Origin of the sequence: Paenibacillus glycanilyticus (assembly GCF_023715145.1) — a bacterium.
In the GTDB taxonomy this organism is placed as follows: Bacteria; Bacillota; Bacilli; order Paenibacillales; family Paenibacillaceae; genus Pristimantibacillus; species Pristimantibacillus glycanilyticus_A.
Genome location: NZ_JAMBNP010000006.1, coordinates 326,938 through 344,241 on the forward strand (window position 1 = coordinate 326,938; position 17,304 = coordinate 344,241).

Genomic DNA, 17,304 nt, shown 5'->3' on the forward strand with positions numbered 1-17,304 from the left:
GTATGATCTAAGTATAGCTCTCCGATATCGGAGAGTCATTGTGCTTATTTGGCTTACTCTTGTTCTCGTTTGTTATTTTGGCGGTTCGGGCAATGCCAGGTTTCGCCATGCGGCAGGATTCTGATCCGCTCTTCGTCAAGGCCCCGTCTGTCCCGCTCATTCTCCAGCCGGTCAAGCGCCTCGCGCGGCGTATCGTCGGCAAGCTTGAACGCCCCGTAATGCATCGGCACGAACCACTTCGCCCCGGTATCCTCGAAGGCCTGCAGCGCCTCCTCCGGCGTCACATGCTGAGGCCCCATGAACCATTCCGGCTCATAAGCGCCAATTGGCAGCAAGGCGATATCAATGTTGAAACGGCTGCCGATTTCCTTGAATCCCGGGAAATAACCGCTGTCACCGGCAAAATACAGGGTCGGGTCCTGCGAATCCTTCTCTACCGGCTCCAAGATCCAGCCGCCCCAATGGGAGCTGTTCATATCCCACAGATTCCGGCGGGTCCAGTGCTGGGACGGCACAAAGGTAATGCGGATACCATCTATAACAACGGACTCCCACCAATGCAGCTCTCTGACATTCGCAAAGCCCTTCAGCCTGAGCTTCGTGCGAAGCCCTGCCGGGACAAGCAGCTGCTTCCTGCCTTGAAGACGGCGGAGCGACTGGATATGGAGATGATCGTAATGGGAATGGGAAATAAGGACGATATCAACCGGAGGCACGTCATCAATCGGCAATCCCGGCGGCGTCAGTCTTCTTTGGAAAGCCATCTGTCCGGCCCAGACCGGATCGGTCATGATATTCATGCCGGCAAGCTGAATGAAGAAGGTCGAGTGCCCTACCCAAGTCAAGGAAGGCGTCGACTCATTCTGATGAAGAAATTCAAGGTCCGGCTCAACGCTCGGAACGGAATAGGAATAATCCTTCGTCTTTGCTTTACGAAGCCGCTCTTGCCGCCAACGCTTCAAATGCTTCATGGAATTTTGCAGCTGTACCGGCTCGCTGTTCGTAAATTTTTGCTGCCTCAACTGTTCATCCCTCCTAGTAGTCTTGCCCTGTCATTTAAAGATACCAACTTGGGAATGACCAATCAACTATTGCCTTGCGATATTCGCGTAAGCTGTTTTTTTCATGTACACTATGATTATAAGCTCAAGTTAGTGAACGGGAGGCATAATGAACATGAAACTTATTTCGATCGAACCAACTCCAAGTCCAAATTCCATGAAGCTGAACGTCGATGAATCGCTGCCCCGCGGCGTCAGACAATCCTATACAAAAAAAGAAATCGAGTCCGCGCCGGAGCCGCTGAAAGCGCTCCTCGCCATAGAAGGCGTGCGAAGCATCTTCCGCACGGCCGACTTTATCGCGCTGGACCGCGTAGCTAACGCGGACTGGGCGCGTATTCTCGCCGACGCGAGAGCGCTGCTGCAAGGCGGAACGGAAGGCGACGACGCGGCAGGAGCCGCGCTTGCCGCCGAGAGCTACGGCGAGGCGCATGTGCTTGTGCAAATGTATCGGGGCATCCCGATGCAGGTGCGGGTGAAGAACGGCGAGCGGGAAGCCCGCTCAGCGCTGCCGCCGAAATTCGCCGATGCCGTATCCGAGGCGGCCGGCGCTTCGATGATCCGCGAACGGAAGCTCGAGGAGTTCGGCGTCCGTTACGGCGAGCTCGAAGAGATTGCGGCCGAGATCGTGAAGGAGCTTGACGCGGCCTATACTGCTGACCGTCTGCAAGAACTAATTACTGCCGCACAGGCGCTGGGTCCCGGCGAGGAAGCGGCCGCTCCGGCAAGACCTGCGCCGCTGTCGGCCGAAGAGATATCGGAGCGCCTGGATTCGCCGGAATGGCAAATCCGTTATGCCGCGATGGAACGGATGTCGCCGGAGCCGGAGCTGCTGCCGCTGATCGCCAGAGCGCTGCATGACGAGAACATGTCGATCCGCCGGCTTGCCGTTGTTTATCTCGGCGACCTTCGCACGCCAGAGGCGATGCCTTACCTGTTCGAGGCGCTGCGGGACAAATCCGTGTCCGTCCGCCGCACAGCGGGCGACACGCTGTCCGATTGGGGCGATCCGGCCGCTACCGGCCCAATGATCGAGGCGCTGCGCGATCCGAACAAGCTTGTCCGTTGGCGCGCGGCCCGCTTCTTGTACGAAGCCGGCGATGAGAGCGCCGTGGAAGCGCTGCGCGAGGCGGCGAAGGACGCCGAGTTCGAGATCCAGCTGCAGGCGCAGATAGCGCTGGAGCGGATTGAGCGCGGCGAGGAAGCTGCCGGCTCGGTATGGCAGCAAATGACCGCTGCCCGTAACCGCGAACAGCAATAACTCTTAAACAAATAAGAGCCGTACCCCAAGCAAGCCGTCTGAGCTGCCCGGGATACGGCTCTTTTCATTTATTGATAATCCAGCTGCACCTGCACGATCATCGAGCCGTCGTTGCCATAAGGCTCGTAACGGGCTGAATAACGCACAGACACATGTGACTGCTTGAACGCCGTCGACAGATCGGTTTCCAATTGCGCGCCATGGAGATAACGGAAATGCATACTTGTCTGCTCCTCCATCACGGCCTCGCGGATATCTTGCTCCAGCTCGACGAGACTTGCGACCGTATGCTCGGGCTCCGTCCAATGAAGGCCAAGATCGGTGATTAACTTCTCATAGACGTCCGCTTTCCCGCTGTCTGTGCTCTCCAGCTTGCTCAGCTCACTGCTATAGGAATGATTCGCCGCCGGATAGGTTTTGGTCCACTGATGATCGGCGCGCATTTCGTCATCCGTCTTCAGATAATAATTGTAGCTGAGACGCGATTCTGTCTGCTTCGTGCCGGCTTGCTTCACAACAGGGTCATCCCAGGTCATATCCAGGTGGTACCAGCTGCCATCCAGCTGCACCATATTCCAGGCATGGTCGCCCGATTTAACCTTGCCTTCCGCGATCAGAACCGGAATTCCGACAGCTTTTAGCATTTTATAGGCGAGAAGGGAATAACCTTGACATACGGCTGTTCCCGTCGACAGAGCTTCGTATGCCGTGTAATGCTTCAAAGTCTCATCATACTGCAGCTTGCCGACAATCCAGTCGTGAATGGCCTTCACCTTCTCATGCTCATTCATCCGCGGAGTGATGATCTGGGCTATCGCTTTATTTACCATCTTATCAACAGCCGCAGTCTGCTCCGTTGTCTCGCGGTATCTGGCCTCCAGCTTAATGGTAGACAGATTCCCCCAGCTGCGGATCGTATACAAATAGGAGTCGAGTATATATGCGGTATAATCATCCTGCGCAAGCGCTTGATTGATCGTATTCTGCAGACCGTCGGAAAGCTTGTGCTTGTCTCCTTTATATTGAAGAGTGAAATGCTCGGACCTGCTTTGAAATTGCGAAGCCAGTTCCTCTTCGAGCTGATCGATTGTGCCGCCGCTGCTCGAGGCGGACGCAAATACAGAGAACAGATCGGATTTCATGTTCAAACCAATGGCTGCAGCGAGAAGAGCCGCAACTGCCGTAATTTTCCAACCTGTTTTTCGCATAGGTACCTCCCGCTTTCGGGAATATTAGTTTATTACTCTATTTTATGCGATTCCCTTTCGTAATAAACACGCAGCGCTGGAAACTATTAAAAATGTAGCTACTTTCATTCTAACGGAGGATGGCCGCCGCGTGAAGTATGTTTACATATTTCCTAAACATGAAGGAAAATGCAGCTCCTACAAGTACTTCCGATGTAATTGTTGGTGTCTATTTCGGTTGTCTTGCAATTCTTTATAGCAATGCTTATAGTGATGATAGTAATGATTACTAGCTGGAATAGAGAGCTTTAGCTTCGGAGGTTTGTGTGAAAACATTACTACAACTAAATACGATATTTCTAAGTATGATTATGGAAGCCATTCCTTTCATCCTGCTTGGCGTCATTGTCTCCGGCCTAATCCAGACGTTTGTAACCGAACGCTGGATCGCCAAAGTCATGCCTAGAAATCGGTTTCTTTCCACACTCGTTGGCTGCGGAGTCGGCGTTTTTTTTCCTGCCTGCGAATGTGGAATCGTCCCTATTACGAGGCGTTTGCTAGGCAAAGGCGTCCCTCTTCATGCGGGCATCGCTTTTATGCTGACCGGGCCGATCATTAACCCGATTGTCTTGTTTGCTACGTTTATGGCATTTGGCAACAGCTGGCGCATGGCATTGATCCGGGCAGGCGCAGCAATAGTTGTCGCCTTTATCACAGCCATTGTCATTTCTTATTTATTCCCGCAGCTGCCTTTCCGTACATCGCCAGGAGCGGGCATGCAGGAAGCTGCAGCTGCGCTGGAGCCGGCAGCAACCCCCGCTGCCAAGCCGCCGCTCCGCACGCAATTGCTTGGCGTGATGACGCACAGTATTGAAGAGTTCTTCTCGGTGGGCAAATATCTCGTGCTTGGGGCGCTCATTGCCGCTGCCATGCAAACCTACATTCCGACGGCGTCGCTGATCCACCTGGGCAGCAATGTTGTAACTTCATCACTGGTCATGATCGTGATGGCTTTTGTCATGTCGCTTTGCTCGGAAGCCGATGCCTTTATCGCCTCTTCCTTCCAAGGCAGCTTCTCCATTGGAGCGATCTCGGCCTTTCTTGTATTTGGCCCAATGATTGACATTAAGAACACGTTAATGCTGCTTGGGGTATTTAAAGGCAAATTTGTAGTGACCTTGATCGCTCTCGTCGCTACCCTTACGCTGCTGGTATCCCTGCTTGTAGGGAGGTTGTTCGGATGATCCGTTTGTATATTTTGGGCGGCTTTGCGTTTATGCTTCTTGAAATGCATATAAGAGGCGATTTGAACAAGTATATTAATATGAGGTACTCGTATTTATCGACGAGCGCGATCATCCTGCTGACGATTCTTTTCGTCTTCGAATTTATTCGGATTTACCGTAAAGAGCGTGCGGACAAGGCAAAAGCCGAGCTTGGACATGACCAGAGCCACCACCATGATCATGATCATGATCACCACCAGCATGCCTGCGCCTGCCAAGACCACGACCATCATGATCATGACCATCATGGACCCGATCACCACGGACATGACCATCATCATTCCAAGGCGGGACGCGGATTTAGCTACATCTTTTTGCTGATACCGATTTTGACGGGTTTATTCCTGCCCGTTCAGACGCTCGACTCCAGCTTTCTGAAAGCTAAGGGCTTTTCCTTTCCGAACATTGATTACTCGGCGGACAATCCGGGAAATCATCAGTTCCTGAAGCCGGACACCAGCATTTTCTATGGACAAGACGGCTATAAGAAAATCGCTGACAAGGAGCTTGCTCAATTTGCCGGCAAGGATCAGCTGATTTTTAATGATAATGACTATCTGAAAGGACTGGAAGCCGTCTACAACCATCCCCAGAATTTCATGGGAAAAACAGTCGGATTTGATGGCTTTGTCTACAAAGGCGAACAAATTGACGATACACATTATTTCGTGTTCCGTTACGGCTTTATCCACTGTGCTGCCGACTCCGGCGTATTCGGCATGCTGGTTGAGTTCCCCAAAGGCACCAATCTGAAAAACGATGACTGGGTTCATGTATCGGGCACTTTGTCTTCCGAGCTGTACCAGCCTTTCAAACAAACCATTCTCGTTCTGAAGGCATCAGCATGGAATTCCATTGACGCACCTTCTGATCCATATGTTTATCGTAATTTTTGAACTTAGCTGAAAGGGAGACGATTGGTTTTGCATAACGGATATAGATGGAGAGCACTTCTAAGCAAGCCCTTTGTGACTTTTTCCATCATCATGATTTTAAAGATGCTGCTCGTATGGCTCATTGTCTTTAACGGAGGAACGAAGGATCTGCTGAAAATGCTGATAACCGGCATTTCGTCCATCGGGTTTATTTTCTGCCTGATCGAATCGTTCGCTTACCGTAAAAAGCTTGTCGCTTATCTGATCAGTGACCTGATTCTTACCGGCATTTATTTTGCCGTTATCATGTACTACAAATATTTCGGCGTTATTGTTACTTACCACGAGCTTCGCCAGGTCAATCAAGTATCCGAGGTCAACAGCAGCGTGATCTCGCTTATGGACCCGTACTTCCTGTTTATCTTTACGGACATTATCGCGGCCTTTATGTTCATGGCATTCAGCCGCCGTTTCCGTGCCTGGAGCAAAAGCTTGTCCGTCCGTGAAGGACGCAGCTGGTTTGCTGCCGGCCAGGTGCTTGCGCTTGCCGCCTGTACCGCGGCTATTCTCCCTTACCGGGAGGATATGAATGAGTTCCAGCAAGCGAAGAACATGGGCATTCTTAATTATGAGGTCTATGCCACCTTTGCTTCCTCCAAGGATCTGCCTATAGCGGAAGAGGAGATTACTCCGGCTATGGTCGAACAGGAAAAAGGCAGCGCACAGCCTGCTCAGCCTGCATACTGGGAAGCGGCCAAAGGGAAGAATGTAATTATCATTCAGCTTGAAGCATTCCAGAACTTCCTGATTAACTTAAAGATCGACGGCAAAGAAATCACGCCAAACATGAACAAGCTGGCTGCCGAGAATTTCTACTTCCCGCATTTCTTCCAGCAGGTCGGTCAAGGCAATACGGCGGATGCCGAGTATGTGGTAAATACATCGCTGTACGTACCGCCTAACGGCGCAGCTTCCGAGGTGTATGCCGATAAAGAGCTTCCGAGCATGCCGAAGGCTTTTGCGGCTAACGGTTATCAGACAGCTACCTTCCATACGAACAACGTGGTGTTCTGGAACCGCGACCAGCTGTATAAAGCTCTTGGCTGGGACAAATATTATGATGACCGGTTCTTCGGCAAAGAAGATCTTGTCGCCTTTGGTCCTTCCGATGAAGTCCTGTACGCCAAAACGGCCGATGAGCTGTCACGCATGCAGCAGACCGGCCAGCCGTTCTACGTTCAATTGATCTCCATGTCCGGCCATCATCCGTTCCGGATACCGGAAAGCAAGTATAAGATGGAGCTTCCCGCCCGTTACAAAAACACGCTGGTCGGCGATTATATCGAAGCCCAGAACTATGCGGATTACGCGCTTGGCCAATTCATTGATGATCTGAAGAAGAAGGGCATCTGGGATAACAGCGTTATTGTTCTGTACGGCGATCATCAAGGACTGCCGATCTACTCGCTGAACAACAACGAGAAGAAGCTGATGAAGGAAATTTACGGCCGTGACTATGCGCTGCCGGATATGATGAATATCCCGCTTATTATGTCCGTGCCGAATCAATCGCCTCAAGTATTCCAGCAGGTCGGCGGACAATCGGATATTTTCCCGACCGTATCCAACTTGATGGGCGTATCGCTTAAGGATCAGGTGCATTTCGGCCAGGATCTGCTGAATCATGCAACGAACATTCTGCCCGAACGTTATTATCTGCCATCCGGCTCGTTTATCTCGGATAATGGCGCATTTGTGCCCGGCTCCGGTTATGAGGACGGGATCTCGTATCCGCTGGCTGGCGGTCCTGTCACGGCACCGCTTGATACCAAAGAAACGTATACGATAGCTCACCGTCTGGTCAGCATGTCCGACGAGTATGTCGCATCGCTTCCGGAAATCAACGAGAAGGACGTCAAGCCGCAAAATAACAATCAGCAGGTTGCTTCCGTGAAATAATAAAACGCAGAAAAGGGGGTGTCCCATAAGTCATGTAAATGACGATGGGACACCCCCTTTTTATCTGGGCTAAACAGCAGTCTGCGCATTTAAATGTTCTTCCAATCGCCATTGCTCGGGGATTCCTTGAATCAACGAGGCAAGGTTGGAATCCCCGAGCAAAAGCGACCGCTAAAGCTTTTCCAGAATCATTTAAACGCTCCGCTTGCCTTTAACCTGTTCATGAAATGCTCAAACAAAAAGAAGCCAACCCTTGTTAAAATGGAGGTACCACCCAACCATTCTAAGTAAAGAGAGGCTTCTTTATGTACAAAGAATATACCATGGATCAGCTGTCCTTGCCAATGGACTTGCAAGAAGATAATCCCGAAAATCATCTCGTTCGCGTCATCAACGACGCAGTCAACCGTTTAGAAATGAATCTCTTCACAAAAGCTTATCCCGGAGGTGGCCGGGACAGCTATCATCCTAAAATGCTTATGAAGGTCATCATCTATGCTTACACGCAGCGCATTTACTCGTCTCGCCAGATCGCAAAAGCGGTTCGCGAAAACATCATGTTTATGTGGCTGGCGGCCAGACAACGCCCAGACTTCCGCACCATTAATCGCTTCCGCTCTGAACGTATGAAAGACGTACTAGAGGCTATCTTCACAGCTGTTCTTCAGTTTCTCATGGAAGAAAACTACGTCAAGCTCGACCATTACTTCGTGGATGGAACGAAGATCGAAGCAAATGCAAACCGCTACACCTTTGTTTGGGGCAAGGCTGTCGTCAAACAAAAGCTGAAGCTCCAAGAAAAAGTTCAGACCTTGTTCGCCGCGATTGAAGAGGCAGAAAAACAAGAAGAGCAAACGCTGAGTAACTTGGACCTCCCTGAACTTGGTGAAGCTTCAACCATCACGAGTGAAAAGCTGGAACAGGCTGTTCAACAGCTTGAAAGCAAGCTTCAGAAAAGCCGAAGGACAAGCCACTAAAGAAAACCGTGCGCCTTGTGCGAAAAGACCTTCTGCCACGCCTGCAGAAATATGAAAATCAGCAGGAAACACTCGGAAGCCGCAATAGTTTCAGTAAAACCGACCCCGATGCAACGTTTATGCGCATGAAAGAAGACCACATGCGTAATGGCCAGTTGAAACCAGGCTATAACGTGCAGATCGGAACAGAGGATCAGTTCATCCTTAGCTACAGCCTTCACCAACGCCCAACAGATACGCGTTGCCTAAAGCCGCACCTTGACCAAGTAAAGGCTTTGCTTGGTCAATTGCCGAGAACCATCATCGCAGATGCGGGTTATGGGAGCGAAGAAAATTATGCTTACCTAGAGTCTGAAGAACAACGAGCACTTGTAAAATACAATACTTATCATAAAGAAAACACCAAAGCATGGAAGCAAGATATAAGCAAGTTCGAGAACTGGTTGTATGACGAGAATGAAGATTCGTGGACATGTGCAGCAGGACAGAAACTGCTATTTCGCTATGAAAGCAAAAGCTTAACCGAGAGCGGATACGAGATCGTTACTCGCAACTATCGCAGTATTTCCTGCAAGGGCTGTCCGCTAAAGGACAGGTGTACAAAGGCACAAGGAGATCGAGAAATAAAGGTCAGCATGGAATATCTTCGACTCAAGCAGCAAGCGAGAGAGCAACTAAAGAGCGAGGATGGACATGCCTTATCGGTTCGACGCATGCATGAACCGGAGAGTGTGTTTGGGCAAATAAAGAATAACCGAGGATTCCGTCGGCTCCTGCTTCGAGGCTTGCCGAAAGTCAGCCTAGAGGTCGGGTGGCTTTCACTTGCCCACAATTTGCTGAAGAAAGCAGCAAAAGATCTAAAAACAAAAATAGCAGTGCGGGGATAGCCCTTGCACTGCTATTTTTATAGAAATTACACGGATGCGAGCCGTTTCTTCAGCGAGCGAACCTCTTTTGAGACGGCCCCTTTTTTTCGAATTACATCAGATTAACTTCCCGGATCTTCTCGAGCGGAATTTTGGGCTTGCGGTCTGCCGTGAGAAGTCCGTTCACTTCCTGCTGCACGTCGGTAATCTGCGTATAGCAGTAGCCGACGATGTAATCTTTATTCTTGATAGCCTGATGGATGCTCCGGAACCGGTTCAGGAAAGCATCGTCCGTGCTTACTTGATTGCCGTATCCCCAGCCTTCTTCGGACTGGAAGGCGATACCGCCAAATTCGCTGACGATAACCGGCTGCCCTTGATATTCATACCCGTCCGCAAAAGCATATTTCCAGCGGTTGAACGAGTGCTCATTGTTTAAGATTTCATCCTTGTTGCTGTAGCGCTTCTCGAACTCTTCGCCGGTCTCCACATAGTCGTGAAGGGTCAGAATATCCGAGACCGTATGCTCCCAGCCGTCATTTGTAATAACCGGGCGATACGGATCAAAGCTTTTGGTCAGATGATAGATCGCTTCGGTAAACTTCTGCTGCTTCCGGTCCTTCTTAATATTCATGACGCCCCAGGATTCGTTAAACGGCACCCAAGTAATGATGGACGGATGATTATATTGCTGGCGGACAACCTCCATCCATTCATTGGTGAACTTATGAACGGCGTTGTCGTTAAATTCAAAGGTCGCAGCCATCTCCGACCAGACAAGCAGACCTTTCACATCGCACCAGTAAAGGAACCGCGCATCTTCCACCTTCATATGTTTGCGGACGCCGTTGTAGCCCATCGCCATAATATGATCGATATCCTCGATCAGCGCTTCCTCGGAAGGAGGCGTTAGATGGCTTTCCGGCCAATAGCCCTGGTCCAGAATAAGCCGTTGATACAGCGGCGCATTGTTGAGCAGGATCCGGCCTTTCTCAATCGAGATCTTCCGCATGCCAAAGTACGAATAGACATGATCCAGCTTCTCATTGCCTTTGTACAAAACAAATTCAACATCATACAGATTTGGATGCTGCGGCGACCAGTAGCTGTGCATCCAAGGTCCGTTCGCTTCATGAACAAGATCGGCATCCAGCTGCAGCCAAGGGCGGTCGATCGTCAGGCTCATCTGCTTGACCTGGCGTCCCTTCAGGCTGATGATCGTCTCCAGGCGAATATCGGAAGCCGAGTAGTCACCTTCGACCTGGTATTCAAAACGCACGGTACGGCTGTCGATATCCGGCGTAATCTTCACGGAGTCCAAGCGGACGGGCGCTACAAATTCCATCCACACCGATTGCCAGATGCCCGTTGTCTGCACATAGAAGCATTCAAAGTTATCCTTCACCCAGCGCTGCTTGCCCCTTGGCTGTGTAGCGTCCAGGCTGTCTTCTACCTTGACGGTAAGCTGGTTTGCTTCTCCAATTGCGATATAAGGCGTAATATCGAAGGAAAATGCCGCATAGCCGCCTTGATGAGTTCCAACGTATGAGCCGTTCACCCATACTTTTGCTGCGTAATCAACAGCCTGGAAATGCAACAGCACTCTAGAGCCGTCCCTGTCTGCCGGAATATCCAATGTACGGTTGTACCAGACATAAGGATGATGGCTTTCATCGCCGATCCCGCTTGCCTGCGTTTCATACGTAAAAGGAACGTTGATCTTCAAATCGCCCGTAAATGCAGCGGGCAAGTGAGCCTCGCCGGTGTTCGCATCGTCAAAGGCAAAATTCCATTCCCCGTTCAGATCGACCCATTGCTCCCGGACAAATTGCGGACGGGGGTAGTTTTTAATATACATTTTTGTTGTCATGCTAGCTTCCCTGCTCTCTGTTACACCTCATGTGCTGCGTTTAAGGATGAGATGAATATTATGATTTCGTATTTACCGTCATATTGCTGAACTGCCAGCCTGCCGAGCTTGCTCGAAGGCCAACACGTCCATGAAGGAGGGCATTGCGGTCCGTCCAGGCCAGAACCGGCTCGTCATTGTCTCCGTCATATACTTCAATGCTCGCACCTTCCAGCTTGATCCGAATCGGATGCGCTTTGCCGTTCTCAAGCTCAAGCACACCTGAGGTCAGCTCCTGATTCACTTCATAGCTGATCTTCCTCAAGATCATTCTGCCGTTGCGCAAAGCGAGCTCATACCCGATAAAGGAATCCGTCACCTGATCACGGAAGGAGGATTCATTGGTCGTCCGCAGCAGAATCGATGCCTCGCCTTCTGCCGCTTCGGTCTGTGTAACTTCGACACCAACCTCCATATCCGTCCACCGGGTATCCCCGCCAAAGATCATGGCGTTATTGCTGTCTACCAGCAGTCCAATCGCACCGCTCTCCACCTGCCAATCTCCAAAGGTAGAATCCGGGTCAAAGGCAATCTCCTGCCTCCCTTCGGAAGCTGCCGCCTCGCTGGTCTCGATAAACCGGATATTCGGATTCCCTTTCCCCTTCGCGACAGTCAGCCATTGCATGCCTTTCTTCATGGGAAACGTTCCTAGCGGTACCTTCATCCATTCCGAGGTATCATCCTCGGTTGCGAAATTCCGAGCCTTCAGCTTCACGGTCCGCTTCGCGCCGCCAGCTTCGACGACAAGCGTTGAGCCGGCTGAAGTATCCTCTACCATGGCGGCCACGGCATAGTCACCGTCTGCGCGTACATATACCGGGAAAGCTAGCTCGGCGTCCTCACCCTTCAGCTCTGCCGAGTAGCTTCCGTCAGGTGTTCCTTCCTGATGAAGGACAATGTCGTTACTGGCCATCGAAGATGCATGAACGGCTTCCATCGTGCCGGGCACCTGCTTAATCGTTTGATTATCGCTGCTGCCGCCAGCCTCATTCGAGAATGCCGTATAATGAAGCCCCGGATGAAGTCCGCCGCTCCAGGCATAGCCGATCCGTCCGGCCTTCGCGGTCAGCTGCGTATTATCAATGAGCAAAAGGCCGTCCCAATATACTCGTGTTCCGTTCCGATCCGCTTCAACCCGGACCGTATGCAGCTTGGCGAAGTCCATGCCTTCGGGCAAAGAAGCTTGCTGCAGCTCTTCTCCCGCTTCCGAATTCAACAAGGAAATCGAACGGCTGGCCGGATGAATCCGGACGCTTCGATAGCTTGCCGGATCGGCATAAGAGAAGATGGCCTCCAGTTCGCCGGAAGCTGGCGAGGACTGCTCTTTGTCCACGACAAAGTTATATTCCGCGGTAAATCGGTCTTCCGTCGTGACCGTTGTCACCCAAGCTTTATCTGCTCCGGCAACGTCTGCCTGCTCCCATCGCTCGTTGCCAGGACTATCATCGCCGAGCGAATCTCGAAACGCGGGAAGCGATGGCGCCGGAGCAGGCATGCCATGCGTTGGACCAAGCACGGACATTTTATCTCCGTTAAACGTAAGCCGGTCCATATTGAGCTTCCTTACCGGCGGCCCTTCGGCTGACTTGCCCGCCAAATTGTGATAAACGATGTAATAAGAGTCCATATCTGGCCCGAGAACGGTCGCGCTATGGCCAAGACCGTTAAAATCTTTGTCTGTCGACATAATAATCGGATTATTATCGGGAATCGCATAAAGGCCTGTCGGAGAATCATGCGCTACTGCGTAGTTCACGCGGTAACCCTTCGAGAAGACATGATTGCCGGTATAAGTCATGTAATAAGTGCCGCCCCGCTTAATGATCATCGAGCCTTCCGTCCAATGTCCAAGCGACGTATTCAGCTTATTGCCCGCATCAATCGTATAAGGATCGCTCATGCTGCTGGCCATAATCCCGCCGGATTCGGCATGGGTGAAATACCACTTGGCATCGTCATCAATAAAGACGGAGCCATCGATGGTAAGTCCGAGATTGTCCGTCTTTACAGCGAACGGTCCCGTGGGACTGTCGCTTTGCAGCACATAATGCCCTTTGCCCGCCGGAGACGTATACATATAGAAAGAACCGTTCCAATAGACAACCTCCGGCGCATACGCGCCTTCGGTCAGCGGCTCTTCCGTCACCAGACCTTCATAGCTCCAATTCACCAGATCGTCGGAGCTCCACGCTTTTATGCCGACCCGCCAGTCCTTCGTGCTGCAGTACAAATAATACTTGCCGTTGTAGCGAAGCACATAAGGATCGCCGATCCCGTAATCCTCCCATTCCTGATCCAGGACAATCGGATTTTGATAGGTTCGGTCCCATGCTAGAGCCTCTCTGACCTTAACTTCATCCTGCTTCTGCGTCATCATCCATATCCCCCCTCCCCCTGCTGCCAGTACAACCGCGATGCCAATGCCGATCAAAGATCGTTTCATTTGCGAAGCGCTCATGTCATTACCCCTTAATGCCGCTGATTGCCATCGATTCGATGAAGTAACGCTGCGCCATAAAGAACACGATAACAACCGGCACAAGCGCAACAACCGACGCCGCCATCAGTGACGGGTAGTTAGAGGTAGAGATATAGTTCGACTGCATGCTCGCGATAAGGACTTGAATCGTTTGACGCTCAGGCGTATGCAAGTAAATAAGCGGACCCATAAAGTCATTCCAGATGCCCATAAAACCTAGCGCGGCTTGTGCGGCAATCGCCGGCTTCGCAATCGGAAGCGCAACGGTTGTAAACGTCCGGAAGTAACCGCAGCCGTCGATTTTGGCCGCGTCGATCAGATCGTTAGGTATGGAGCCCTGCATAAACTGCCGGAAGAAGAAGATCGTTACGATGTTCCCGAATAAGCCCGGTACAATCAGAGGGGCAAGCGTATCCACCCAGCCCAGCTCGGAGAAGCCGATATACTGCGGAATCATGACAACCGAGTAAGGAATCATCATCGTGCCAAGCAGCGCCATAAAGATCCATTCCTTGAACGGAAATTCGAACTTGGAGAACGCGTAGGCTGCCATTGCAGCCACAAACAGGCCGACAGTCAGTACGCATACAACGACGATGGCACTGTTCATAAATCCGTATAATAATGGCGCCTTCGACCAGACATCTTTATAGTTGAGCCAGGTCGACGGATTGGGAATCCATTGCGGCGGAACATCAAACACATGCTGCTGCGTTTTAAGCGAGGTCGATACTGTCCATGCAAGCGGGCCCAGCATAATAACGGATCCCGCAAGCAGCAGCGCGAAAATAATCGTATCTATAAGACGGCGTTGATTGGCCATTGCGTAGGGGCCTCCTAATCCTGATACACCCACCGCTTGGACAAGCGGAATTGTACCAAAGTAATGATAAATATAAGGATGCCAAGCACCCAGGCAACCGAGCTTGCGTAACCCATGTTGAAATATTTGAACGCCTCTTGGAAAATGTAATACACAATTGTCGCGCCGCTGTATTCCGGACCGCCATCCGCTGCAAGTATGTACATCTGGCTGAAGGACTGGAAGGTTCCGATAATGCCCATAACAACGACATAGAAATGAATCGGCGACAAAAGCGGAAGCGTAATATGCTTGAATTGATGCCAACGGGTAGCCCCGTCAACTTCTGCTGCTTCATAATAGGTTGAAGAAATCCCCTGGAGACCGGCCAGATACAGTACCATCGTACCGCCTACGCCGCCCCATAATCCCATAATAATGAAGGATGGTTTTACCCAATTCGGATCACCCAGCCAGTTAGGGCCCTGCGTGCCGAAGATCTTCCAAATGAACTCGTTAACCAGGCCGTAGTCATAATTCAGCATCCACTGCCACAAGAGAGAAACGGCAATAATCGGAGAAATGACAGGGATATAATAAATGGTCCGGAAAAGCGAGATTCCGGCAAGCTTGCGGTTCATCATGATGGCAAGAATCATTGAGACGACCATGCCAACCGGGATGCCTAGAAGCAGGAAAAATGTGTTGTACAGCGACTTATAGAACTTCTCGTCATGGAACATATAGTTGAAATTGTCAGCTCCGACAAACTCCGAAGGCGTCAGCATATCCCAGGACATAAAGCTGAGGCCAAACGAGGTGAGCAGCGGCGCCAGCCCAAAGATCAGGAACCCGAGCACGGGCGGCATTACAAATATGAGGGACCAGATCATTTCCTTGCGACGGTATCCGGTTATTGTTTTCTTCATTATTAATCCTCCCTGGCCGAAGGTGAGAGGGGCAAAGACGATGTCTTATCATCTTCGCCCCCGGCACTCCAGCAAGTTCAACCTGCTTTACTTATTGCTTTCGTCGAACAGTTTTTGAAGCTTCGGCTGCTCAGCCTTCACAAAGTCGGCTGCGCTTTGCTTGCCGTTCCAGACAACGCTCGCATCCTGCCAGAACGTATCGAGCCATTTCGTGTTCTTCGAGGTGTTCTCAATTGGCGGACGGCCATAGTCGGAAATAATATCAAGGAATACTTGGCGGGTCTCCGGTTTTTTATCCATTTGCAGGAACTCGCCTTTTGCCATATCCATCAGGTTTGGAACCGCTTGGCCAAGCTCATAGTTTTGTTTTTGCGAGTCTTGATCAAGGCTGAGGTAAGCGGCAAGGCGGAAGGCGTCATCAGGGAACTCCGTTTTGTCCGATACGACAAAACCAAGCGATCCGAGCCATGTTGCTGTCTTGCCCGTGTTCGGGCTAGCCGGCCATGCTGCGATATCCCAGTTAAACGGCAGATCCCAGAATCCAGGCTGATCCCATGGTCCCATCGGGAACATCGCGATTTTGCCTGCTACGAAACGTGCATAGCCATTTTGCGCTTTCTCGTCATCCGGGGAAGGACTCACTTTATGAACAAGGCTAAGGTCAGCAACAAATTGCATGGCCGTCGCAAATTCGGGCGTGTCGATTGTGATTGTTCCTTTGCCGTCTGTCCAGTCTCCGCCATTCGCCCATACGGCAGATTCCGTAGAATAACCGGCAACGCCAAAGGTATCGATTTTACCGCGCTCGTTCGTCACGGTCAGCTTCTTGGCATCAGCAAGCATATCATCCCAAGTGTATTCGCCTGCTTTGGCGCTAGGATAAGGAAGACCGGCTTTATCGAACAAATCTTTGTTGTAAGCAAGCGCCCATGGACCAACGTCCTTCGGCAAGCCGTAAATATCGCCTTGACCCGATGCAGTCCCGTCATAACGGTAACGGTCCAGCGCTGCCGGCCATACGTTGGATTGATCAACGAGGCTGCTCGAATCGAGCATCGGCTGCAGGTTCTTCAGAACACCGCTGCTTACGAGCTTGTTGAAGTTCGCCCCGCCTGCGTAGAATACATCCGGCGTTTTCTTCGCTGCGATCAACGTATCAAGCTTTTGATAGTACTCGCCTGGAGGCACAACCGTGTACTTCACCTTTTTGTTCGGGTATTTCTTCATATAAGCATCGATCAGCTTCTGGAATACAGCCTTTTCCGTGTCTCCGCCCCAGCCCATAAATTCAATGCTGGACTTCGCGTCGGCACCGGAATCCGTTCCTTCTGCCGCTCCTGCATTCGTCGACTCCTGCGCTGCCGCGTTACTGTTGTTCTTACCGTTATTCGAGCTTTCCTTGCTGCCACCGTTGCTCGAGCTGCAGCCTGCAAGCACGATGATGAGACAGAGCATGGCAGCCATCCAAACCTTACCGTTAGTCCATTTCGCCATTTGTTACTTCCCCCTTCATAATGAATGAACGATACGATTCCCCACAAACAAATAAGCATTGACCCTTATGTACAGTCTAATCGGCCCCCGCTAGCGTTCCTTTCAACAGGCCTAACCATCCCGACATATTTTTTATTTTGTTACAACTTATTTGTTTATAAACAAAATATACAGTCGGTTTATTATAATGTCAACGCTTTCTTTCAATAAAATTGTATC

11 protein-coding genes and 1 pseudogene are annotated in these 17,304 nt (G+C 51.0%); 5 read left to right on the plus strand and 7 right to left on the minus strand.

Annotated features, from left to right (window positions below):
- Positions 1-53 precede the first annotated feature (53 nt).
- Positions 54-971, minus strand: a complete 918-nt coding sequence (locus tag M3194_RS18940) for an MBL fold metallo-hydrolase (protein ID WP_251655715.1) — start codon at positions 969-971, stop codon at positions 54-56.
- A 205-nt stretch (positions 972-1,176) separates the two neighbouring features.
- Here M3194_RS18940 and M3194_RS18945 point away from each other — a divergent pair, with 205 nt between their 5' ends.
- Complete coding sequence (locus M3194_RS18945; RefSeq protein ID WP_251655632.1) at positions 1,177-2,322, plus strand: virulence factor; 1,146 nt, start codon at positions 1,177-1,179, stop codon at positions 2,320-2,322.
- 68 nt (positions 2,323-2,390) lie between these two features.
- Here the strand turns inward: M3194_RS18945 and M3194_RS18950 are convergent, their stop codons facing one another.
- Positions 2,391-3,530: a transglutaminase domain-containing protein gene (locus M3194_RS18950; RefSeq protein WP_251655633.1), complete on the minus strand. Its 1,140-nt coding sequence runs from the start codon at positions 3,528-3,530 to the stop codon at positions 2,391-2,393.
- A gap of 344 nt (positions 3,531-3,874) precedes the next feature.
- On the opposite strand from M3194_RS18950, the gene M3194_RS18955 reads away from it, so the two are divergent.
- The 4 genes and pseudogenes from M3194_RS18955 to M3194_RS18970 all read left to right on the plus strand — a co-directional run bounded on the left by M3194_RS18955 (position 3,875) and on the right by M3194_RS18970 (position 9,493).
- Complete coding sequence (locus M3194_RS18955) at positions 3,875-4,753, plus strand: permease (protein ID WP_251655716.1); 879 nt, start codon at positions 3,875-3,877, stop codon at positions 4,751-4,753.
- Positions 4,750-5,691, plus strand: a complete 942-nt coding sequence (locus tag M3194_RS18960) for a TIGR03943 family putative permease subunit (protein WP_251655634.1) — start codon at positions 4,750-4,752, stop codon at positions 5,689-5,691. Before M3194_RS18955 ends, M3194_RS18960 begins: the two co-directional genes overlap by 4 nt.
- Positions 5,692-5,718: 27 nt before the next feature.
- Positions 5,719-7,629, plus strand: coding sequence for an LTA synthase family protein (locus M3194_RS18965; RefSeq protein WP_251655635.1), 1,911 nt, complete (start codon positions 5,719-5,721; stop codon positions 7,627-7,629).
- Positions 7,630-7,934: 305 nt separating this feature from the next.
- Positions 7,935-9,493, plus strand: a pseudogene (locus M3194_RS18970) (IS1182 family transposase).
- Positions 9,494-9,584: 91 nt separating this feature from the next.
- Here the strand turns inward: M3194_RS18970 and M3194_RS18975 are convergent.
- The 5 genes from M3194_RS18975 to M3194_RS18995 form a co-directional block, all read right to left on the minus strand.
- Positions 9,585-11,342 (minus strand): glycoside hydrolase family 2 protein, encoded by a 1,758-nt coding sequence (locus tag M3194_RS18975; protein WP_251655636.1) that lies wholly within the window; start codon positions 11,340-11,342, stop codon positions 9,585-9,587.
- A gap of 58 nt (positions 11,343-11,400) precedes the next feature.
- Positions 11,401-13,824 (minus strand): glycoside hydrolase family 43 protein, encoded by a 2,424-nt coding sequence (locus M3194_RS18980; RefSeq protein WP_251655637.1) that lies wholly within the window; start codon positions 13,822-13,824, stop codon positions 11,401-11,403.
- Positions 13,825-13,843: 19 nt separating this feature from the next.
- Positions 13,844-14,683, minus strand: a complete 840-nt coding sequence (locus M3194_RS18985; protein ID WP_251655638.1) for a carbohydrate ABC transporter permease — start codon at positions 14,681-14,683, stop codon at positions 13,844-13,846.
- Positions 14,684-14,697: 14 nt separating this feature from the next.
- Entirely contained in the window at positions 14,698-15,591 is an 894-nt protein-coding gene (locus M3194_RS18990) for a carbohydrate ABC transporter permease (RefSeq protein WP_251655639.1), read from the minus strand.
- An 87-nt stretch (positions 15,592-15,678) separates the two neighbouring features.
- Complete coding sequence (locus M3194_RS18995) at positions 15,679-17,085, minus strand: ABC transporter substrate-binding protein (RefSeq protein ID WP_251655640.1); 1,407 nt, start codon at positions 17,083-17,085, stop codon at positions 15,679-15,681.
- Between the last annotated feature and the right edge of the window lie 219 nt (positions 17,086-17,304).